The following is a 20349-nucleotide window of genomic DNA, read 5'->3' on the forward strand; positions in this document are numbered from 1 at the left end:
GCCGGGCCCGTCAGTGCATAGATATTCCCGTTGCCAGGCAGCGGAGCAAGGAGAACTGCGTGAGGCGACTGCCTGGGATTCTGTTAGCAACAGGCGCCACCCTAATCGTGATTGTGGCGCTGCTGATCAGCGGGCTGCGCCTGATGCTGCCGAAGCTGAACGACTACCGTCCCCAACTGCTGGCGCAGGTGGAGAAGTTGTCCGGCGTGCCCGTGCAGATGGATTTCCTACAGGGCAGTTGGGAAACCTTCGGCCCGCAGCTTGAAGTGCGTAACCTGAGCGTTACGCTGCCCAAAAGCGATGTGCATATCGAGCGCGTGACGCTGGCGCTGGATGTGTGGCAGTCGCTGTTGCACTGGCGCTGGCAGTTCCGCGATCTGACCTTCTATCAATTCCGGCTTGATTTGAACGCCACGCTGGGCGGCGATCGGCAGGGCGATGGCCTTGAACCCGGTAAAATCAGCGATCTGATGCTGCGCCAGCTCGACCATTTCGATCTGCGCGACAGTCGTATTTCATTCCTGACGCCCGCCGGCGCGCGCGCCGAATTCGACATTCCCCAGCTGACCTGGCTCAACGGCCGCGATCGCCACCGCGCCGAGGGGCAGATCAGCCTGTCGACGCTGAACGGCCAACACGGCGTGGTGCAGCTGCGCATGGACCTGCGCGATAATCAGGGCCTGCTGGACACCGGCACGGTCTATCTGCAGGCCGATAACATCGACATGAAACCCTGGTTTACCCGCTGGCTGCGTGCCAACACCGGGCTGGAAAGCGCCGACTTCAGCCTGGCTGCTTGGCTGCAGGTGCAGAACGGCGAGATCGCCGGCGGCCATGCGTTGCTCAAGCAGGGAGCGGCCAACTGGAATACCGGCTCCGCGCAGCACCGGCTGGACGTGGACAATCTGGCGCTGTCGCTGCGCCGCCAGGGCACAGGGTGGCAGCTCGACGTGTCGCAGCTGCGTTTGAGCACCGACGGCCAGGCCTGGCCGCAGGGCGCGCTTTCCGCCCTGTGGCTGCCGGAAAACACCGAATTCATGGGGCCGGCGCAGAATGAAGAGCTGCGGGTGCGCGCGACCAACCTTCAGCTGGAGCGCCTGTCGGCGCTGCTGCCGACCTTCTCGTTCCTCAGCCCGGACGTGCTCGAGCGCTGGAACGATCTGCAGCCGCAGGGGCAGGTGGCAGCGCTGGCGCTGGACATCCCGCTCAAGCAGCCGGAAAAGAGCCGTTTTCAGGCGCTGTGGCGCGATGTCAGCTGGCAGCGTTGGGAACTGCTGCCCGGCGTCAACCACTTCTCCGGTGCGCTGAGCGGCGGGGTGGAGAACGGCCGCCTGACGCTGGGGCTCACCGACAGCACCCTGCCTTACGGCGACATGTTCCGCGCTCCGCTTGAAATCAACAGCGCGCGCGGCGCGCTGACCTGGCGTTACAACGATCAAGGGTGGGAGCTGGCGAGCCAGGGGCTGGACGTCAAGGCGAAGTCGCTGTGGGTCAACGGTGATTTCCGTTATCAGCAGCCGGCCAAGGGCGATCCGTGGCTGAACATTCTGGCGGGCATCCGCCTGTATGACGGCGCCGACGCCTGGCGCTATTTCCCGGAGCCGTTGATGGGCAAGCATCTGGTGGACTACCTGAGCGGCGCCATTCAGGGCGGCCAGGTGGATAACGCCACGCTGATTTATTCCGGCGATCCGCAGCACTTCCCGTATCGTAAAAACGAAGGGCAGTTTGAAGTCTTCGTACCGCTACGTCACGCCACCTTCCAGTTCCAACCGGGTTGGCCGGCGCTGACCGATTTGGCGATCGATCTCGATTTCGCCAACGAGGGATTGTGGATGCATGCGCCGCAAACCCGATTGGGTAAGGTGGCGGGTAAAAATATCAGCGCGGTGATCCCGGATTACCTGAAAGAGCGGCTGCTGATCGATGCCGAAGTCGCGGGTGCGGGCAGCGACGTGCATGACTACTTCATGCAGACGCCGTTGCACGATTCGCTCGGGGCGGCGCTGGAGCAGCTGCAGATTGGCGGTGATGTCAGTGGGCGCTTACATCTTGATATTCCCCTGGACGGCGAGCAGGTCAGAGCCACCGGCGAAGTGGCGCTGAACAACAATTCGTTGCTGATAAAGCCGCTGGACAGCGAACTGCAAAAGCTCAGCGGCAAGTTCCGCTTCGACAACGGCAACCTGCAGAGCGACCCCCTGTCGGCCAACTGGTTCGGGCAGCCGGTGGCGGTCAACTTTTCCACGCAGGAAGGCGATCGCGATTACAAGATCAATGTCGGCCTGAAGGGCGACTGGCAGCCGGGCAAGTTCCCCGGCCTGCCGACAGAGGCTGCCGCTGCGCTCAGCGGCAGTGCGCCCTGGCAGAGTCAGGTGGCCATCACGTTGCCGCATCAGGGCTCGGCCAGCTACGATATCGGTCTGGACGCAGACCTGAAGAAAGTGAGCAGTCACTTACCTTCACCGCTGGACAAGGCGCCGGGCGAGGCGTTGCCGGTGAACGTCAAGGTTAAAGGCGGTCTTAACGGCTTCACGTTGACCGGCAGCGCGGGCAAGCAGAACCGCTTCAACAGCGAATGGAACTTCGACAAAAAACAGGTGAATCTGGCGCGTGCCGCCTGGCAAACCAACGGTGGCGGCACCCCGCCGCTGCCGGCCGGCAAATCGATGACGCTGAACCTGCCGGCGCTGGACGGCGAGCAGTGGCTGGCGCTGCTGGCGCCGGCGCTGAAACAGGGCGGCGGCAGCGGTCAGGTGGGCGGTTTCAGCTTCCCCACCACCGTGGCGCTGACCACGCCGCAGCTGCTGTTGGGCGGCCAGGCCTGGCATAAGCTGACGCTGTCGGCCGAAAAACAGCTTGGCGCTACCCTGGTGAGCGCCAAGAGCGACGAAGTGGACGGCAGCCTGCGGGTGGCCGATCGCGGGCCGTGGCGCGCCGATATCAACTACCTGTATTACAACCCACAGTTCGCCGAGACGAAAAATGCGGCGGGCGCGCCGTCGCCGTCGACCGAGAAAGTTTCCTTCCGCGACTGGCCTTCGCTGATGCTGCGCTGCAAGTCGTGCTGGGTGCTGGGGCAGAACCTCGGCAAGGTCGAGGCGGATTTGACTAATCGGGGGGATACCCTGACGCTGGATCACGGCCTGGTCGATACCGGTAAAGGGCGCATGAGCGCCACCGGCTTGTGGAAGCAAAACGCGCAGGAAGAGCGCAGCTCGCTGAAAGGCAAACTACTCGGCGGCAAGATAGATGAAACCGCCGCCTTCTTCGGCATCACTATCCCGCTGAAGGGGGCGCCTTACGACGTGGACTTCGATCTGTACTGGCACGGCGCGCCGTGGCAGCCGCAGGTCAATACGTTAAGCGGCGCGCTGCAGGTCAAGATGGGCAAGGGCGAGATCGACAGCATGGGCGGCGGCCGCGCCGGCCAGCTGCTGCGGCTGGTCAGCTTCGACGCCCTGCTGCGCAAGCTGCAGTTCGATTTCAGCGATACCTTCGGCAAAGGTTTCTACTTTGATTCCATCCGCAGCACCGCCTGGCTGAAAGATGGCATAATGCATACTGATAATCTATTGATCGACGGCCTGGCAGCGGACATCGCCATGAGCGGCCAGATCGATCTGGCGCGCCGCCGCATCGATATGGAGGCGGTGGTGGCGCCGGCGATTTCGGCGACCGTCGGCGTGGCCACGGCGTTTGTCGTCAACCCGATCGTCGGCGCGGCGGTATTTGCCGCCTCGCAGGTGCTGGGGCCGCTGTGGAGCAAGATTTCGCTGATTCGCTACCATATCGGCGGCGATCTCGACCAGCCGAAGATCAATGAGGTACTTCGTAAGGCAAAGGAGGATAAGGCGTCATGAGGAATGCTAACGTTGCGTTGTTGCAGTTGTGCAGTGGCGATCAGGTGCGCGATAACCTGGCCCAGATTGAACAGCAGATCAAGCAGCTCAATGCCGGGGTAAAACTGGTCATGACGCCGGAGAACGCGCTGCTGTTCGCCAACTCCGCGGCCTACCGCCAACAGGCGGAAAAACAGGGCGATGGCCCGCTGCAGAACGCGGTGCGCGAGCTGGCGCGCCGCTATCGGGTGTGGTTGCTGGTGGGCTCGATGCCCTTGATCAGCCGCGAAAACCCGGAACTTATCACCACCAGCAGCCTGTTGTTTGACGAGCAGGGCGAAATCCGCGCCCGCTATGACAAACTGCACATGTTCGATGTGGATATCAACGATGCGCACGGCCACTACCGCGAGTCGGATACCTACCAGCACGGGCAGCACCTGACGGTGGTGGATACGCCGGTCGGGCGTTTGGGCATGACCATATGCTACGATTTGCGCTTCCCCTCGCTGTTCCAGGCGTTGCGGGCGCAGGGCGCCGAACTGATTTCGGTGCCGGCTGCCTTTACCCGAGTGACCGGTGAGGCACATTGGGAAATCCTGCTGCGCGCCCGGGCGATCGAAAACCAGTGCATGATCCTGGCGCCGGCGCAGGTGGGGCGCCACGGGCCGACTCGTCGCACCTGGGGCCACACGCTGGCTGTTGACGGCTGGGGCAAGGTGCTGGCCGAGAACGCGGACGCCGTGGCGGCGCTGAAGGTGCGCGTGGACGCCGCAAGCCTGAAAAATATTCGTGCGCAGATGCCGGTGCTGCAGCACAACCGATTCCAGACGTCGCTGACGGCGCCGTCTGACAAGCTATCCTCCAATCAAGAGTGAAACCATTATGAGCCTGACGTTTGTCAGTGAGCAGTTACTCGCTACCAACAAGCTGAGTCATCAAGACCTGTACAGGGTACTGGGTCAACTGGCAGAACGCCGTATCGACTACGCCGATCTCTATTTCCAGTCCAGCTATCACGAAGCCTGGGTGATCGAGGACGGCATCATCAAGGATGGCTCTTACAATATCGACCAGGGCGTCGGCGTGCGCGCCGTCAGCGGTGAGAAGACCGGCTTCGCCTATGCCGATCAGATCACCCTGAATGCGCTGCAGCAGAGCGCCCAGGCGGCGCGCAGCATCGTGCGCGAGCAGGGGGACGGGCGGGCGCATACCCTGGGCGAGATCGGTTACCGGGCGCTGTATCCGCTGCTCGATCCGCTGCAAAGCCTGCCGCGCGAAGAGAAAATTGCCTTGCTGCACCGCGTCGACAAGGTGGCGCGCGCCGCCGATGCGCGAGTGCAGGAAGTGAACGCCAGCATCACTGGCGTTTACGAGCAGGTGTTGGTGGCCGCCACCGACGGCACGCTGGCGGCGGACGTTCGCCCGCTGGTGCGCCTATCCGTCAGCGTGCTGGTGGAACAGGACGGCAAGCGTGAGCGCGGCTCCAGCGGCGGCGGCGGCCGTTTCGGTTACGACTATTTCCTGGAAACCGTCGACGGCGACGTGCGCGCCGATGCCTACGCCAAAGAAGCGGTGCGCATGGCGCTGGTCAATCTTGGCGCGGTGGCGGCGCCGGCCGGCAATATGTCGGTCGTGCTGGGCGCCGGCTGGCCGGGCGTGCTGCTGCATGAGGCGGTGGGCCACGGCCTGGAAGGCGACTTCAACCGACGCGGCACCTCGGTATTCAGCGGCCATATGGGTGAGCTGGTGGCTTCCGAACTGTGCACCGTAGTGGATGACGGCACCCTGCAAGGGCGCCGCGGCTCGCTGGCGATCGACGACGAAGGCGTGCCGGGTCAGTACAACGTGCTGATTGAAAACGGCGTATTGAGAGGCTACATGCAGGACAAGCTCAACGCGCGGCTGATGGGTGTCGCCCCGACCGGCAACGGCCGCCGCGAGTCCTACGCGCATCTGCCGATGCCGCGCATGACCAACACCTACATGCTGGCGGGCCAATCGACGCCGGAAGAGATCATCGCCAGCGTCGAGTACGGTCTGTACGCGCCGAACTTTGGCGGCGGTCAGGTGGACATCACCTCCGGCAAGTTCGTGTTCTCCACCACCGAAGCCTACCTGATCGAAAAGGGCCGCATCACCAAACCGGTAAAAGGGGCGACGCTGATCGGCTCCGGCATCGAGGCGATGCAGCAGATCTCGATGGTCGGCAACGATCTGGCGCTCGATAAAGGCGTGGGCGTGTGCGGCAAGGAAGGCCAGAGCGTGCCGGTAGGCGTTGGCCAACCGACGCTGAAACTGGATACGTTGACCGTCGGTGGCACGGCGTAATCTTTCTTCAAGGGGGCATGCGTTGGCCCCTCAACCATTCTCCATTTCGCGGCCTTTCTCGCATTCGTAACGCTAAGCGCGGCAGGACGCCGTAGCCTGCACGACATAATGGAATGAAATTGACGTGGCGAAAAAACAGAGCACGACAAGAATGACGCGCCTGGCATTATCCGCTCGGCGTTGGCTGCTGGTGCTGGGCGTTCTGTCCCTGACGGGCTGCGCCCGTTCCGATGCGCTGTGGGGCGTGGTCGATAAACTCTGCATGGCCAACTATCAGCAAAAACGCAATCCGGCCCCGTGCGAGCAGATTTATATGCCGCAGGGGAAAGCGCAGGGCTTTAGCGTGCTGCAGAACCCGCGTTACCCTTATCACTTTATCCTGGTGCCGACGGCGCCGCTCTCCGGCATTGAAAGCCCGCAGCTGCTGGTTGGAGAACGGACAGACTATTTTGGCTATGCCTGGCTGATGCGTTACCGGCTGGCCGCCGAGTATGGCGGGCCGGTGCCGGATGATATGTTGGGCATGGCGATCAACTCCGCTTACGGCCGCAGCCAAAACCAGTTGCACATTCACCTGACCTGTCTGCGCGAGGACGTGCGGCGCCAATTGCAGGCGGAACGCCCCTACATACAGGAACAATGGCGGCCTTTGCCGGATAAGTTGTTGCGCCACACCTATTATGCTCGCCGCGTGATGCAGCCAGCCGTGATGGGCATCTACCCGATTAAGGATTTGGCGGATTATTTCCATCTGTCGCCGCCGCAGCTGGCGGAATATGGCGTGGTCGTCGTTCCGACGACGTTTGCCGGCCGGCAAGGGTTTATCTTGCTGGCCTCGAAACGCGGCTGGGACGTCGGCAATCGCGCGTCGGTAGAGTCGCTGCTGGATAAAGAGTGCGCGATTTTGCCACGTTGATTTTGCTACATAAATGACGCAGGTGAGAGCAACGAGGCATCGCTCTCACCTTGTTGTCCCTACCTAAACCGCGCATCCCGCGTAAACAGGAAAGCGGCTTCCCGCAGGCGAGCGTCGGCTTGTGCCTGATCCCCCTGATAGCGCAAGATCATGATCAGCGTGGCGTAGACGTTGGCGTCGATACGGCGCTGCAGATAGGCATTGGCCCACTGCCGATAGCCGGTCAACAGGGCATCATCACGCGTCTGGTTATAGACCAGCAGCGCGTGAGATTGCTCGTCGAAGGTTTTGCGCTCCCGGTAGATCCAGGCAGCCGGCGGCGGCATGTGCTCGATGCTGTCGATGTTGGCCAGCATAGTGCGTTCCGACTGGGTGAGCGCCATGCGCCCTTGCCAGGCGAAGACCGCCATCACCAGCACGCCGACCGCCGCCATCGCCACCGGCAGGCTCAGGGTTTTGGCGAACGGCAGCGGGCGGGGTTCGCCGGTTTGGCCATCCAGCAACGCCAGCAGCAACAGAAACGCCAGCCAGTGCGGCGCAGACAGATAGAAAGGGTATTCCAGCTGGGTGTGCACCAGCATTGGCAGCAGCACCAGGAACAGCCCGACGCGCGCACCGTTCGGCTGCTCGCGATCCCGTTGCCAGGCGCGTTTCAGCAGCAGCGCGCCGGCGATGAGGACGATCATGATACCCGCCAGCGCCGGCAGGCCACCCTCAACCCACCACAGCAGGATTTCATTGTGCGGATGCCCGGCGACTTCCAACACTTCTCGCCAGGGCATTTCCTGCAGGCGAAAGTGCGCGAAGCTGTATTCAAAACCGCCGTAACCCCAGCCCAGCAGCGGCTTGGCTAGGATCATGGCGCCGACGTCATGCAGCATGGTCAGACGCGCGCTGTTGGACAGCCCCCGACCGATCAGGCCGGCGCGGCCATCCAGACCGAAACCGGTGAACACCACTGTGAGGCCGATCGCCATCCCCAACAGCAGCGCGCCGCCGGCCCAGCGGCTTGCGGCCGGGCGCCGGCGGGCAAAACGCCACAGCAGCAACGCCGCCGCCAAGGCGCCGCCAAGCCAGGCGGCGCGCGACTGGATCAGCACCAGCAGGGCGGAGAAAACGGCCAGCAGCGCGAGCAGCGGGATTTGCCGCCGCCACGTTGGCGCTGAGAGGGGAGCAAGCAGCAGCCAGAGCGCCAAGGCCAGCCCGGTGGCGATAAAGCTGCCCAGCACGTTCGGTTGCTGAAAGACGCCGTAGACCCGGCTGCCGTTAGGGGCTACCCAGGCCAGCGTGGGGGCGAACAGTTGCAGCGCCGCCAGCAACGCCTGAACGCCGATGGCAAACAGCAGACCGTACAACAGCAGCTCGCGCTGCCGGGCGTTGAGGCGCAGCTGCAGGCAGGCGACATAGAACAGCCAGCCGCCGAGCAGACCGGCGCAGCGCCACAGGGCGTCTTCGCGCCATTCGGGGCGGGTATACAGCAGCGGCAGCGCCAGCACGGCGATGCCGAGCAGCAACCGCCGTGCGGTGGGGGTCAGCGAAAGACGGGTACGGCCAAGGCAAATGGTGAACGTCACTATCAGCGTGGTGAGCGCCATGACAGCCCAGGCCAGAATGTTTTGCGGCAGCGCCAGACCGTCGCCTCCCATGTTGGGGTAATAAACCGGCAGGACCGCCGCCATCCAGATCAGCAGCAGGGGCAGCACGGCGATGGTCGCTGCGTTAGCGGGAGATTTATCGGCCATGGTTAACCTGCCATGGCCTGATAGCGTTTATGAAATGCATGTTTTGATTATTCCCTATCCTTTATCCTGATGTTGAAATGCGTGTAATGTTCAATTCGAAATGTCTCACGGGAAATTTAAATCGTCTTTATGGTGAAGCGATAAATAATGTTTGCCCTGAGAATGCGCGAGGCTGTATGCCTAAAGAAAGGTTAAGCCGTAATTTTCACCCGCAAAAGGCATTTTTGTTGTTTGCAAAAACAGACGCGCTATTTTCTCAAATCTATTGTGATTCAGTCAATTTTTAATCGAATTTTATTTTTGTTTATTAAAATCAGTTGATTGAGTGTTATTTTTGCGTGTATGAATATCGTGAGGTATCTCGGCGATGGCCTATGTCGGCAGTCAATGTGAAGAATAAGATAGGTATCTTATTTTTTAATTTGTTTCGTCAGCGGCGGCGTGATGGCGGAGATTTATTCCATCGTTTTCCATTGCTGATTTTTAAATTAAAATTGATTTTCATCGTTGTATTTTTATTGAGATTATTCTTGTCTTCATCTGTTTTTTTTTGGTTTTTATAAAATGATTTATTGTTAGGATTGTTCTGCTGCATTGGAAATAAAAGAGGTTATGGCTTGAGCCTCCCCGTTGCCGCGGCAGAATACAGACTAACGCGCCTGCCCAAGCGCGTTAATCTCGTCTCTTGTGCGCTTACTCCACGTCGCCGATCCGCTCCAGCGCATCCACCACCAGATCCCAGAATTTATCCTGATCCAGTTTGACCGCTACCTGGGTGTGGCAATCCGGCGGCGGCGGCGCGCGGAAGTCCGCGACCGTCATGCCTAAGGTGAGGGTGCCGGTCAGCTCTATATTTACCGGCGCTTTGCGCACCGACATGACGCTCGGATCGATCACATAGGCCACCGCGCAAGGATCGTGCACCGGCGGGGCGCTGAAGCCTTGCGCCTGTTGGTACATACGGCCAAAGAATGCCAGCAGTTCGCCGACGAAGGCGGCCGGCCGGGTGCCGAGGGCGGCGATGCGTTCGCAGACTGCCGGCGTGGCCAGCGCCTGGTGGGTAAGATCCAGCCCGACCATGGTGAGCGGCCATTTTTCGTTGAACACGATGTGCGCCGCCTCGGGATCGATTTTGATATTGAACTCCGCCACCGCGCTCCAGTTGCCCACATGATAGCCGCCGCCCATCAGCACCACTTCCTTGACCCGTTCGGCAATGCGCGGCTCTTTACGCACCGCCATGGCGATATTGGTCAGGCCGCCGGTCGGCACCAGCGTCACGCTGCCCGGCGGGTGGGCCATCACGGTCTCGATGATCAGGTCTACCGCGTGGCGTGAGTCCAACTGCAGGTGGGGTTCCGGCAGCACCGGGCCATCGAGGCCTGAGTCGCCGTGAATGTCGGGCGCCACTTCGATATTGCGCACCAGCGGACGCGGGCAGCCGGCGGCGAAGGGGACGCCGGTGATATTGGCGATACGGGCCACCGCCAGGGCGTTGCGCGTCACTTTGTCCAGCGTCTGGTTACCCACCACGGTGGTGACCGCCAGCAGGTCGATCTGCGGATTGCCCCAGGCCAGCAACAGAGCGATGGCGTCGTCATGCCCCGGGTCACAGTCCAGTATGATTTTTTTCATGGTTATTCCTGATGCAGGGAGAGGTTTCCGCAGCATAACGCAGCGCGACGGTGTGGGATAATGCCGATGGTGCTTTTGTTAACGGCATCAAAGCCTTGCCACTTTTACGATGTAATGAAACGTAAATCCTGCTCGCCGGGCTTTACCCTGGAGTTTACTCCAGGGTTTACAGTGAGGTTCAGCGTCAATGCACAGAGGAGAGGCGGGATGAGCTTACTGAAACGGTTGTTGGGGCAAGGCGGTCATCAGCGCGCGGGCCACGGCGGCGGGCATCATGGCAACCGCTATAACCAGCATGGTGAGCCGGGGCCGCAGTGCCCGGAATGCCAGGCAGTGAATAAATCGGGCGCCCGTTATTATCACCGCTGCGGTCAGCCGTTTGCCGCGCTAAGCGCCACCTGCGGCCAGTGCGCCGCGCCGTTGCCGCCGGGCAGCCGCTTTTGTCCGCAGTGCGGCGGCGGTGTGCCGTGAACCGGGGCGGTTGGACACTCGCGCTGCTGCTGGGCGCCATGGCGCTGTGGACGCTGCTGGCCTGGGGCGTAGCCGGGGTACTGGCCTGGCTCCCGGCGTTGGCGGAGGCAGCCGGGAATGCATCGTTGCCGGTGAACGGTGCGCTGAGCCTGGTGCCGCAGGCGGTGCTGGACGCCTGGCTGCCATGGCTGAAACAGCTGGGCAGCGGGCTGGCGAGCTATTTTCCTGTGCTGCTGACCTGGGCGGGCTACGCCGTCTGGCTGCTGTGGGGCTTCGGCATGGTGGCGCTGACGCTGCTGGCCGCGCTGGCGCGCCGTTATTTGAGCGCCGCTCAGCGATAGCCCTGATAGACCGCCGCTACGCGTTCGAAATAGTCGGTTAAATAGTTGATGCACACCTGCACCTTCAGCGGCAGTTTGTCTTTCTCGGTATAGAGCGCGTAGATCGGCCGCGGATCCGAATGGTAGCTTTTGAACAGGATCTCGATCTCGCCGCGTTTGATCTCTTCGATCACCCACATCAGCGGGGCGTAGGCGATGCCGGCGCCGTTTTTCAGCCAACGGATCATGGTGGAGGAGTCGTTGGTGACGAAGCGCCCCTGCGGGGAAATGCGTGTGGTGATGCCTTCCGGCGACATCAGTTCAAATTCGCTGTCGGGCCGCACGCTGTACTCCAGCCAGGAGAAGTTGACCATGTCGCTCGGCTTCTGCGGCGTACCGTGCTGGATCAGGTAGCTTTTGGCGGCGCACACCACCATCGGCATCTGCCCCAGGCGGCGGGAGAACAGGCTGGAGTCCTGCAGCGCCCCGGTGCGGATCACCAGATCCAGTCCGTCGGTGATCAGATCCGGCGCCGGAATGCCGGTTACCAGGTTGACCGTCAGGCCTGGGTACTCTTTCATCATCTCGGCGGTCATGTTCGCTAGCACGTTTTGCGCCATGGTGGATGAGCTGCCGATGCGCAGCGTGCCGGCGGGCGTATTGTTAAACGCGTACAGCTGCTCATGCACCTCGCTGACTTCCTGCAGCATGCGTCGGCAGCCCTGATAGTAGATTTTGCCGGCCTCGGTCAGGCCGATGCTGCGCGTGCTGCGGTTCAACAGCTTGACCTGCAGTTCATTTTCCAGTTTCGAGACGGTTTGACTGATCGATGAAACGCTCATGTCGAGTTGGCGTGCGGCCGCGGTAAACGACCCGAACTCAACCACTTTGGCGAATACCGACATCCGTTTTAATCTTTCCATTATTCACTCTGGCTTAAAAGTGATTTAGATCACAGATTGTTGATGCCTTGATAGTAAGCAGGCTAATATAACGTGGTCGGGTGAATAGACCTTACCAACGTGCGAGAGCGATCGGCAACGCAATCCTGCCGCTCCTCCGGCACCCTCGCAATCCCTGTCGTGGATGTCTGCCCCCAAGTTTAACCTTTTTTCGGGTTCGTGACCTGGACAAGCTGCCTGGTCAAGATTTGTGGCGCGCGCACGCTAAAATGTAAAGAGAATGTGAATGGCGAGATGTGTCTTTCCCCGGCGTAGTGAACAATAAGGAAAAAGTGATGAGTTTGCTTCCGGTTATGGTCATCTTCGGGCTGTCGTTTCCGCCGGTGTTTTTCGAGCTGCTGGTGTCGCTGGCGCTGTTTTTTCTCTTGCGCCGCCTGCTGCAGCCGACGGGGATTTACGATTTTGTCTGGCATCCGGCGCTGTTTAACACCGCGCTGTATTGCTGCTTGTTTTATCTGATTTCGTGTCTTTTTGTTTGAGGTCGCTGTGAAAAATTTTTCGATAAAAATAACCCGAATCGCGATCACTTTGATTCTTGTGCTGTTGGGCATCGCCGCGATATTCAAGGCCTGGGTGTTCTACACCGAGTCGCCGTGGACGCGTGATGCCAAGTTTACCGCCGATGTGGTGGCGATCGCGCCGGACGTCAGCGGCCTGCTGACCGACGTGCCGGTGGTGGATAACCAACTGGTGAAGAAAGGCCAGGTGCTGTTCGTGGTCGATCGGCCGCGTTATGAGCAGGCGCTGGCGGAAGCCGGCGCCGACGTCGCCTACTATCAGACGCTGGCGGCGGAAAAACGGCGCGAGGCCGGCCGCCGCGTGAAGCTGGGCGTGCAGGCGATGTCGCAGGAAGAGATTGACCAGTCGAACAACTCACTGCAGACCGTGCAGCACCAACTGGCGAAGGCCATTGCGGCGCGCGAGCTGGCGCAGCTGGATCTGGAACGCACCACGGTGCGGGCGCCGGCCGATGGCTGGATCACCAACCTCAACGTCCATGCCGGCGAATACATCACCCGCGGCTCGGTGGCGGTGGCGCTGGTGAAGAAAGATTCCTTCTACATCCTGGCGTACCTGGAAGAAACCAAGCTGAATGGCCTGAATAAGGGCGACCGCGCGGAGATCACCCCGCTCGGCAGCAACCGCATCATGCACGGCACCGTCGACAGCGTGGCGGCGGCGGTGAACAACAGCAGCAGCACGGTGAACAACAAAGGGTTGGCCTCGATCGACAGCAACCTGGAGTGGGTGCGCCTGGCGCAGCGCGTGCCGGTGAAGATCCTGCTGGACGCCAAGGATCAACAGCATCCGTACCCGGCCGGCACCACCGCCACCGTGGTGATCGTCGGCAAGAACGATCGCAATGCCGACAGCGGCTCGCCTTTTGTGCGCCTGATGCACCGGCTGCGTGAGTTCGGCTAATGAGCAGCCCAACCTTTATCCGGCTGAGATTCGCCTTCAAACTCAGCTTCGCGATTGTGTTTGCGCTGTTCGTCGGCTTCCATCTCAATCTGGAAACCCCGCGCTGGTCGGCGATGACCGCCGCCATCGTCGCCGCCGGCCCGGCCTTTGCCGCCGGCGGCGAACCCTTCTCCGGCGCCATCCGCCACCGCGGCTGGCTGCGCATTATCGGCACCTTTATCGGTTGCTTCGTCGGCCTGATCATTATCATCACCACCGCCCGCGCGCCGGTGGTGATGCTGTTGCTGTGCTGCATCTGGGCCGGTTTCTGCACCTGGCTCTCTTCGCTTATCAAGGTGGAGAACTCCTATGCCTGGGGGCTGGCCGGGTATACCGCGCTGATCATCATCGTGACGGTCGCCACCAGCGAGTCTCATCTGCTGGAAGCGCCGCAGTTCGCCATCGAACGTTGCAGCGAGATCGTGCTGGGGATCGTCAGCGCCGTGTTGGCGGATCTGCTGTTCTCGCCGCGTTCGATCAAACAGGACATCGATCGGGCGGTGGATCAACTGCTGGTGGCGCAATACCGCCTGATGCAGATGTGCATCAGCAATGCCGACAAAGAGGATATCGACCGCGCCTGGAGCAATCTGGTGAAGAGCACCACGGCGCTGGACGGCATGCGCAACAACCTGATGATGGAGTCCTCGCGCTGGCAGAAGGTCAACCGCCGGGTAAAAGCGCTGCATACGCTGTCGCTGACGCTGATCACCCAGGCCTGCGAAACCTATCTGATCTTGTTGAATCACCCGGACGCGCTGAAAGACAGCCTGCGTGAGCAGCTGATGGTCCCGGCGGAAACCCCGCAGGAGATCCACAAGCGCATGAAGCTGCTGCGCCAGGTGCTGACCACGCATCGTTCCGAGGAAACGCTGCCGACCCTCACCGGCTGGGTCGGCGCGGCGACGCGCTACCTGCTGCTGTCGAAAGGCGTGCACGCCAACTGCAGTATCAGCGCGGTGGAAGAGGGGGTGTTGAGCAACGAAACCGTGGTCAAGCCGACTTCGGCGGAAGGGCATCACGCGATGATCAACGGCCTGCGCACCTTTGTGGCGACGGCCTTCGGCAGCCTGCTGTGGCTGTGGACCGGCTGGACGTCCGGCAGCGGTTTTATGGTGATCATCGCGGTCATCACCTCGCTGGCGATGCGCACCCCGGCGCCGCGCATGGTGGCGATGGATTTCGTGCTGGGCATGCTGGCGGCGATCCCGGTCGGCTCTCTGTTCTTCATGGTGATCCTGCCGGCGACGCAGCAGAGCATTTTGCTGCTGTGTCTCAGCCTCGGCCTGCTGGCGTTTTTCATCGGCATCGAGGTGCAGAAGCGGCGGCTCGGTTCGCTGGGGCTGCTGGCCGGGACCATCAACATTCTGGTGCTGAGCAACCCGATGGAGTTCAACGTCACCCAGTTTCTCGACGGGGCGCTGGGCCAGTTCCTCGGCAGCTGCGTTGGGCTGATGGTGCTGCTGCTGATCCGCGACAATTCGCGTGAACGCACCGGCCGCACGTTGCTCAACCAGTTCGTCAGCAGCGCGGTGTCGGCGCTGACCACCAAGGCGGCGCGTCGTCGGCAAAACCACCTGCCGGCGCTGTATCAGCAGCTTAACCAACTGCTGATGATGTTCCCGAACGACATCGCCAAGTATCGTCTGGCGCTGAACCTGATCATTGCCCACCAGCGCATGCAGCGGGCGGAGATTCCGGTCAGCGAAGAGCTGTCGGCCTTCCACCGCCAGATCCGCAGCACCGCCGATCGGGTGGTCTCCGCCAAGAACGACGTCAAGCGCGCCTATTACTACGATCGCTTGCTGGGTGAAATGAACGAGTACCAGCAGAAGCTGGTGGACAATCAGGCGCCGCTCAGCGTCACCGGGCCGGTGAAACGCCTGGCCGACATGCTGCATCGCTATCGTCACGCCTTGATCGATTGATGCGTTCCCTCCTGTTGCGCCGCGTTGTGCGGCGCCTTCCCTGACTATACTGAAAGCAGCGCCTGGCATGGCGAGCCGTCTCATGTGAGGCGGCCTGTTTTCAGAGAGACTCCGAGTGCCAGAACGACTGGAAAGTGGCATCATTGTCATGAGTGGATGAAACGCTTACCGCCGCGAAAACGTGACGTGCCGGTCATCTTAGTTTCATCCAGGTCGGCTATATACCTAACTAGCCTGGGGGAGCTGCGGCGCCTTCGGCGGCATAATTTCAGGGAATGTCATGAACAAGCGGATTCTGTTGGCGATTGTCATCGCCGTGGTCATCGCCGTCTTCAGCGCGCTGCGCGGCAACGAGCACCGTGCGATCGGCGGCAATGCGGCGGTGGTGCAAGCGCCGGCGGGGCAACAGCAGAGCATCGATCGGCTCACGCAGCAGCAAACGGTGGTGAGCTACCTGCAGCAGCATCAGCGGCTTCCGGGCTATTACGTCACCAAGAAGCAGGCGCGCGAGCAGGGCTGGGACCCGCGTTCAGGCAACCTCTGTGCGGTATTGCCGGGCAAGGCGATTGGCGGCGATCGATTCTCTAACCGTGAAGGGCAACTGCCGAGCGCCGGCGGCCGGGTCTGGCGCGAAGCGGACATCAATTACCAGTGTGGCCGGCGCGGCGCCGATCGCCTGCTGTATTCGAGCGACGGTCTGATCTTCGTCACGCGCGACCATTACAAAAACTTCATTCGTGTGGAGTGAGTTTGATGGCAAAAGTAGAGTTTGATTTTGAACAGATCCAGGATGTGCCGACCTTCTACCGCGATTTTGCGCACAAGTTTGCGCTGGACGAGGGATTCGGCGCCAACCTCGACGCGCTGTGGGACGTAGTGACCGGCGATATCGGTCTGCCGGTGGAAATCGAGTTCACTCACCTGAATGCCCGCAGCAAGCGTCGTTTCGGCGCGATCATTCTGCTGTTTGAAGAGGCGGAAGAAGAGCTGGAAGGCAGCCTGCGCTTCAATATCCGCGAAAGCAGCGGCGAACCGGCACATCACCGGGGATGAAACGGGTTCATCCCGGGATGGCGGCGGCGCTTAGTCGGCCGCTTCGGCCAGCTCGCGCAGGTATTGGAAGATCTGGCGGTAAGCCTTAGGCGGCTTGTTGGCGGCCTTCTCTTTCTGCGCGTTGCGCACCAGTGAACGCAGCTGTTGGCGATCGGCGGCCGGATACAGATCCAGGATCGACGGAATGACGTCATCGCCTTCTTCGACCAGACGGTCGCGCAGCGCTTCCAGCTTGTGGAACAGCGAAACCTGCTGGTTGTGGCGGTTTTTCAGCTTGTCGAGCGCGGTCTGGATCGGTTCGATATCGCGGGCGCGCAGCATCTTGCCGATCAGCTGCAGCTGACGGCGACGGCCCTCTTTTTTGATCTTCTGCGCCAGCTCGATGGCGGCGCGCAAATCTTCGTCCAACGGAATGCGATCCAGCGCGTTTTTGCCCAGATCGACCATTTCGGCCCCCAGGTCTTTCAGCGCTTCGGCATCACGTTTAATTTCACTTTTACTGACCCAGATAATCTCGTCATCGTCCTCGTTTTCATTCTCCGGGACATCGTCGAGCCAGTCTTCAGGCTGTTTGTTCATGGTAGGCTCCGTTAAAAAGAGGCTAATCCTAACAGGTTGCCGGCTTTATGCGAAATTCAACGCGGTTCCTGTTAGACTCAACGGCAGAGATCTCAGGATTTTTGCGCGCCGCTCCGCGTGCACAACTACGCCGCTCCGGCACTTTTCTCAACGATTTTCTGATTAATTATGGCAGATTGATGAAAGTAGTCACTCAAGTTGCAGAACAGCGCAAGGCGCTGGAACAGGCCGTTTCTCAGGCGCTGGAGCTGGCCCGCGCCGGTTCCGACGCGGCGGAAGTCGCGGTCACCAAATCGACCGGCATCAGCGTCAGCACCCGCTTCGGCGAAGTGGAAAACGTCGAGTTCAACAGCGATGGCGCGCTGGGCATTACCGTGTATCACCGCCAGCGCAAAGGCAGCGCCTCTTCCACCGATCTCAGCCCGGACGCCATCGCCCGCACCGTACAGGCGGCGCTGGACATCGCGCGCTATACCTCTGAGGATCCCTGCGCCGGCCCGGCGGAGAAAGATCTGCTGGCGTTTGAGGCGCCGGATCTCGATCTGTTCCACCCGACCGAGCTGGACGCCGAGCGCGGCATCGAGCTGGCGGCGCGCGCCGAGCAGGCTTCGCTGGCGGCGGACAAACGCATTACCAACACCGAAGGCGGCAGCTTCAACAGCCACTACGGCATCAAGGTGTTCGGCAACAGCCACGGCATGCTGCAAAGCTACTGTTCCAGCCGTCACTCGCTGTCCAGCTGCGTCATCGCAGAACAGGACGGCGACATGGAGCGGGATTACGCTTACACCATCGGCCGGGCGATGGGCGATCTGCACAGCCCGGAGTGGGTGGGGCAGGAGTGCGCCCGCCGCACGCTGGCGCGCCTCGCGCCGCGCAAACTGTCGACCATGAAGGCGCCGGTGCTGTTCGCCTCCGAGGTGGCCACCGGGCTGTTCGGCCATCTGGTGGGCGCCATCAGCGGCAGCAGCGTTTATCGCAAATCCACCTTCCTGCTGGACTCGCTGGGCAAGCAGATCCTGCCGGCGTGGCTGACCGTCGAGGAGCATCCGCACCTGCTGAAAGGGCTGGCGTCGACGCCGTTCGACAGCGAGGGCGTGCGCACCCAGCGGCGCGATATCGTCAAGGATGGCGTGCTGCAAACCTGGCTGATGACCAGCTACTCGGCGCGCAAGCTGGGCCTGCACAGCACCGGCCATGCAGGCGGCATCCATAACTGGCGCATTGCCGGGCAGGGCGCAGACTTCGCCGGCATGCTGAAGCAGCTTGGCACCGGCCTGGTGGTCACCGAATTGATGGGCCAGGGCGTCAGCGGCGTCACCGGCGATTATTCTCGCGGCGCCGCCGGTTTTTGGGTGGAAAATGGCGAGATCCAGTACCCAGTCAGCGAGATCACCATCGCCGGCAACCTGAAAGACATGCTGCGCAACATCGTCAGCGTCGGCAGCGATATCGAAACCCGCAGCAATATCCAGTGCGGTTCGGTGCTGCTGCCGGAAATGAAGATCGCCGGCCAGTGATCCGCTGCGCGGCCGGCGCCCGCCGGCCGCGCGTTACCCTGTCTCAACCTTGCTTACAAATCTCCGGTTTCGATTTTTCCCGGCCTTGCCTATGGTAACGGTGGGTTAATTAAAACAATAACTGGAAGGTGAGCAAACATGCAGAATACCCTGAAAGCGCTGGCGGCGTTGACGCTGCTGGCAGCCAGTTCGCTGGCGGTCGCCGCCGATCTGGGCGACGATATGGACACCCTGGCGGAAAACTACAAAACGGTGCTGAATACCGACTCCGCCGCTACCCTCAAACAGAGCCTGCAGAACATGCGCGCCGCCGCGCAGGATGCCAAACAGGGCACCCCGCCGAAGCTGGAAGACAAAGCCGCCGACAGCCCGGAGATGAAAGATTTCCGCAGCGGGTTGGATACCCTGATCGGCCAGATCGATCAGGCGCTGGCGCTGGCCAATCAGGGCAAAGTCGCTGAAGCGAAGCAGCTGGCGCAAGGCTTCAAACAAACCCGCGACGCCAACCACAAGAAATTCCGCTAATCCGTCAACCGTCGCGCCCGTCTTCCGTCAGATAGGAGGAGGGCGCCTGCCCCAGCACGCGGCGGAACATGGTTGAAAACGCCGCGCTGCTGTCATATCCCATCTCCATCGCCACCTGCGTCACGCTGCGCCCTTCGGCCAGCAGCGCCAACGCCAGCACCACGCAGGCGCGCTGGCGCCATTGCGAAAAAGGCAGGCCGGTCTGCGCGCGAAAGAAGCGGCTGAAGGTGCGAATGCTCATGTACAGACGGGGCGCCCACCGCTGCGCGGAGTCGTGGGCGTCGGGGTGTTGCAAAAAGGCGCGGCACAGCTCAACCAGCCGAGGATCGGCGGGCAGCGGGATGTGCAACGGCAAAGGTTGCAGCCGGGCCAGCTCGTGCAGCAGCAGCGCCGCCAGCGCTCCGTCGCGGCCCTGTTGTTCATACTCCAGCGGCATATCCACCGCCGCCATCAACAGCTGGCGCATCAGCGGCGTGACGCTGACCACCTGACATACCTGCGGGCGTTCGGCGGGCAACGCGCCGGGTTCGAGGTACAGACTGCGGGTGGTGACGCCGACCATCCGCACCGCGTGCGGCATCTGCGGCGGCAGCCACACCGCGTGCTGCGGCGGAACGACCCAATTGCCTTGCTGCGTGAAAACGTGCATGACGCCGGTAGCGCCGTACAGCAACTGCGCGCGCCGGTGGCTGTGCATTGGCAGCAGGTGCCCCGGCGGATAATCGGTGCCGATGGCGATCACCGCGCGGGTTACGTGGTCGATGTCATCAATGCGGACGTTGCGCATGTGTTCCCTTTGGCGGGCAAATTGGCCGAAACGCAATGATAGTTGGCCTTTCATATAAAGCAAGCCAGCGACGGTCGCCCTACTATCGGGGCAGAAAAATAACGCTTGTTCGGGTCGCCGTTATTTTATCGGCCATGAAACCCGTGCAAGTTTTCACACCAGGGTGGGACGAAGGTTCTCGTTCTCGCAATACAAGAAGTTAATAAGGAATAAAGCGTTATTTTATTCCAACACCTGAAGCAATAGTTCTTAGCGCAGTTCAATGACTATAAGGTGA

At 61.3% G+C, this 20349-nt stretch carries 18 protein-coding genes; 13 read left to right on the plus strand and 5 right to left on the minus strand.

Annotation, left to right across the window (positions count from 1 at the left end; genetic code table 11):
* The first annotated feature begins 59 nt into the window (after positions 1-59).
* From yhdP to ACJ8OK_RS19460, 4 genes are all read left to right on the plus strand, one after another.
* The gene (yhdP, locus tag ACJ8OK_RS19445) at positions 60-3863 is read left to right on the plus strand and encodes an AsmA2 domain-containing protein YhdP (protein ID WP_442530850.1); all 3804 of its coding nucleotides are present in this window, start codon (positions 60-62) and stop codon (positions 3861-3863) included.
* Positions 3860-4720 (plus strand): deaminated glutathione amidase, encoded by an 861-nt coding sequence (nit1, locus tag ACJ8OK_RS19450; RefSeq protein ID WP_082997296.1) that lies wholly within the window; start codon positions 3860-3862, stop codon positions 4718-4720. Before yhdP ends, nit1 begins: the two co-directional genes overlap by 4 nt.
* A gap of 7 nt (positions 4721-4727) precedes the next feature.
* The gene (gene tldD, locus ACJ8OK_RS19455) at positions 4728-6173 is read left to right on the plus strand and encodes a metalloprotease TldD (protein ID WP_442530852.1); all 1446 of its coding nucleotides are present in this window, start codon (positions 4728-4730) and stop codon (positions 6171-6173) included.
* A gap of 151 nt (positions 6174-6324) precedes the next feature.
* Positions 6325-7089 carry a CDP-diacylglycerol diphosphatase gene (locus ACJ8OK_RS19460; RefSeq protein ID WP_033631998.1) on the plus strand — a complete coding sequence of 255 codons (765 nt, stop codon included), beginning with the start codon at positions 6325-6327 and terminating at the stop codon, positions 7087-7089.
* A 59-nt stretch (positions 7090-7148) separates the two neighbouring features.
* Here the strand turns inward: ACJ8OK_RS19460 and ACJ8OK_RS19465 are convergent, their stop codons facing one another.
* Complete coding sequence (locus tag ACJ8OK_RS19465) at positions 7149-8831, minus strand: Wzy polymerase domain-containing protein (RefSeq protein ID WP_442530853.1); 1683 nt, start codon at positions 8829-8831, stop codon at positions 7149-7151.
* A 693-nt stretch (positions 8832-9524) separates the two neighbouring features.
* Positions 9525-10466 (minus strand): uridine-preferring nucleoside hydrolase UriH, encoded by a 942-nt coding sequence (uriH, locus tag ACJ8OK_RS19470; protein ID WP_033632000.1) that lies wholly within the window; start codon positions 10464-10466, stop codon positions 9525-9527.
* 207 nt (positions 10467-10673) lie between these two features.
* Between uriH and ACJ8OK_RS19475 the strand changes: the two genes are divergently transcribed.
* Positions 10674-10937 carry a zinc ribbon domain-containing protein gene (locus tag ACJ8OK_RS19475; protein WP_442530855.1) on the plus strand — a complete coding sequence of 88 codons (264 nt, stop codon included), beginning with the start codon at positions 10674-10676 and terminating at the stop codon, positions 10935-10937.
* Complete coding sequence (locus ACJ8OK_RS19480) at positions 10934-11278, plus strand: hypothetical protein (RefSeq protein WP_033632002.1); 345 nt, start codon at positions 10934-10936, stop codon at positions 11276-11278. Before ACJ8OK_RS19475 ends, ACJ8OK_RS19480 begins: the two co-directional genes overlap by 4 nt.
* Here the strand turns inward: ACJ8OK_RS19480 and aaeR are convergent.
* On the minus strand, positions 11269-12180 hold the full coding sequence (aaeR, locus tag ACJ8OK_RS19485) for an HTH-type transcriptional activator AaeR (protein ID WP_015379188.1): 912 nt from the start codon (positions 12178-12180) through the stop codon (positions 11269-11271). The two genes, ACJ8OK_RS19480 and aaeR, sit on opposite strands and share 10 nt — an antisense overlap.
* Positions 12181-12494: 314 nt before the next feature.
* On the opposite strand from aaeR, the gene aaeX reads away from it, so the two are divergent.
* The 5 genes from aaeX (at position 12495) to ACJ8OK_RS19510 (ending at position 16661) form a co-directional block, all read left to right on the plus strand.
* Positions 12495-12698: a p-hydroxybenzoic acid efflux pump operon protein AaeX gene (gene aaeX / locus ACJ8OK_RS19490; protein WP_004936952.1), complete on the plus strand. Its 204-nt coding sequence runs from the start codon at positions 12495-12497 to the stop codon at positions 12696-12698.
* 7 nt (positions 12699-12705) lie between these two features.
* Positions 12706-13641, plus strand: coding sequence for a p-hydroxybenzoic acid efflux pump subunit AaeA (gene aaeA / locus ACJ8OK_RS19495; RefSeq protein WP_004936954.1), 936 nt, complete (start codon positions 12706-12708; stop codon positions 13639-13641).
* Positions 13641-15608, plus strand: coding sequence for a p-hydroxybenzoic acid efflux pump subunit AaeB (gene aaeB, locus ACJ8OK_RS19500; RefSeq protein WP_015379187.1), 1968 nt, complete (start codon positions 13641-13643; stop codon positions 15606-15608). The genes aaeA and aaeB overlap by 1 nt, the downstream gene beginning before the upstream one ends.
* 280 nt (positions 15609-15888) lie before the next feature.
* Positions 15889-16356, plus strand: coding sequence for a ribonuclease (locus tag ACJ8OK_RS19505; RefSeq protein WP_033632004.1), 468 nt, complete (start codon positions 15889-15891; stop codon positions 16354-16356).
* Positions 16357-16361: 5 nt separating this feature from the next.
* Positions 16362-16661 carry a barstar family protein gene (locus ACJ8OK_RS19510; protein WP_004936963.1) on the plus strand — a complete coding sequence of 100 codons (300 nt, stop codon included), beginning with the start codon at positions 16362-16364 and terminating at the stop codon, positions 16659-16661.
* Between the two features lie 30 nt (positions 16662-16691).
* On the opposite strand, the gene yjgA is transcribed toward ACJ8OK_RS19510, so the two are convergent.
* Positions 16692-17240 (minus strand): ribosome biogenesis factor YjgA, encoded by a 549-nt coding sequence (yjgA, locus tag ACJ8OK_RS19515; protein WP_004936968.1) that lies wholly within the window; start codon positions 17238-17240, stop codon positions 16692-16694.
* A 179-nt stretch (positions 17241-17419) separates the two neighbouring features.
* Between yjgA and pmbA the strand changes: the two genes are divergently transcribed.
* Positions 17420-18760: a metalloprotease PmbA gene (pmbA, locus tag ACJ8OK_RS19520; RefSeq protein WP_004936970.1), complete on the plus strand. Its 1341-nt coding sequence runs from the start codon at positions 17420-17422 to the stop codon at positions 18758-18760.
* Between the two features lie 138 nt (positions 18761-18898).
* Positions 18899-19285 (plus strand): cytochrome b562, encoded by a 387-nt coding sequence (gene cybC, locus ACJ8OK_RS19525; RefSeq protein ID WP_015379185.1) that lies wholly within the window; start codon positions 18899-18901, stop codon positions 19283-19285.
* Between the two features lie 4 nt (positions 19286-19289).
* Here the strand turns inward: cybC and ACJ8OK_RS19530 are convergent, their stop codons facing one another.
* Positions 19290-20072: an AraC family transcriptional regulator gene (locus ACJ8OK_RS19530; RefSeq protein WP_033632005.1), complete on the minus strand. Its 783-nt coding sequence runs from the start codon at positions 20070-20072 to the stop codon at positions 19290-19292.
* Positions 20073-20349: the final 277 nt, after the last annotated feature.

Origin of the sequence: Serratia sp. CY71090, from assembly GCF_052166845.1 — a bacterium.
Classification (GTDB): Bacteria; Pseudomonadota; Gammaproteobacteria; order Enterobacterales; family Enterobacteriaceae; genus Serratia; species Serratia nematodiphila.

Bases quoted from the DNA above. Each gene is read 5' to 3' on its own strand.
- aaeB (WP_015379187.1), top strand. From the start codon at position 13,641: ATGAGCAGCCCAACCTTTATCCGGCTGAGATTCGCCTTCAAACTCAGC.
- aaeR (WP_015379188.1), bottom strand. From the start codon at position 12,180: ATGGAAAGATTAAAACGGATGTCGGTATTCGCCAAAGTGGTTGAGTTC.
- pmbA (WP_004936970.1), top strand. From the start codon at position 17,420: ATGAAAGTAGTCACTCAAGTTGCAGAACAGCGCAAGGCGCTGGAACAG.
- ACJ8OK_RS19510 (WP_004936963.1), top strand. From the start codon at position 16,362: ATGGCAAAAGTAGAGTTTGATTTTGAACAGATCCAGGATGTGCCGACC.
- nit1 (WP_082997296.1), top strand. From the start codon at position 3,860: ATGAGGAATGCTAACGTTGCGTTGTTGCAGTTGTGCAGTGGCGATCAG.
- yjgA (WP_004936968.1), bottom strand. From the start codon at position 17,240: ATGAACAAACAGCCTGAAGACTGGCTCGACGATGTCCCGGAGAATGAA.
- tldD (WP_442530852.1), top strand. From the start codon at position 4,728: ATGAGCCTGACGTTTGTCAGTGAGCAGTTACTCGCTACCAACAAGCTG.
- cybC (WP_015379185.1), top strand. From the start codon at position 18,899: ATGCAGAATACCCTGAAAGCGCTGGCGGCGTTGACGCTGCTGGCAGCC.
- ACJ8OK_RS19460 (WP_033631998.1), top strand. From the start codon at position 6,325: ATGACGCGCCTGGCATTATCCGCTCGGCGTTGGCTGCTGGTGCTGGGC.
- ACJ8OK_RS19505 (WP_033632004.1), top strand. From the start codon at position 15,889: ATGAACAAGCGGATTCTGTTGGCGATTGTCATCGCCGTGGTCATCGCC.
- uriH (WP_033632000.1), bottom strand. From the start codon at position 10,466: ATGAAAAAAATCATACTGGACTGTGACCCGGGGCATGACGACGCCATC.
- ACJ8OK_RS19465 (WP_442530853.1), bottom strand. From the start codon at position 8,831: ATGGCCGATAAATCTCCCGCTAACGCAGCGACCATCGCCGTGCTGCCC.
- ACJ8OK_RS19475 (WP_442530855.1), top strand. From the start codon at position 10,674: ATGAGCTTACTGAAACGGTTGTTGGGGCAAGGCGGTCATCAGCGCGCG.
- aaeX (WP_004936952.1), top strand. From the start codon at position 12,495: ATGAGTTTGCTTCCGGTTATGGTCATCTTCGGGCTGTCGTTTCCGCCG.
- ACJ8OK_RS19530 (WP_033632005.1), bottom strand. From the start codon at position 20,072: ATGCGCAACGTCCGCATTGATGACATCGACCACGTAACCCGCGCGGTG.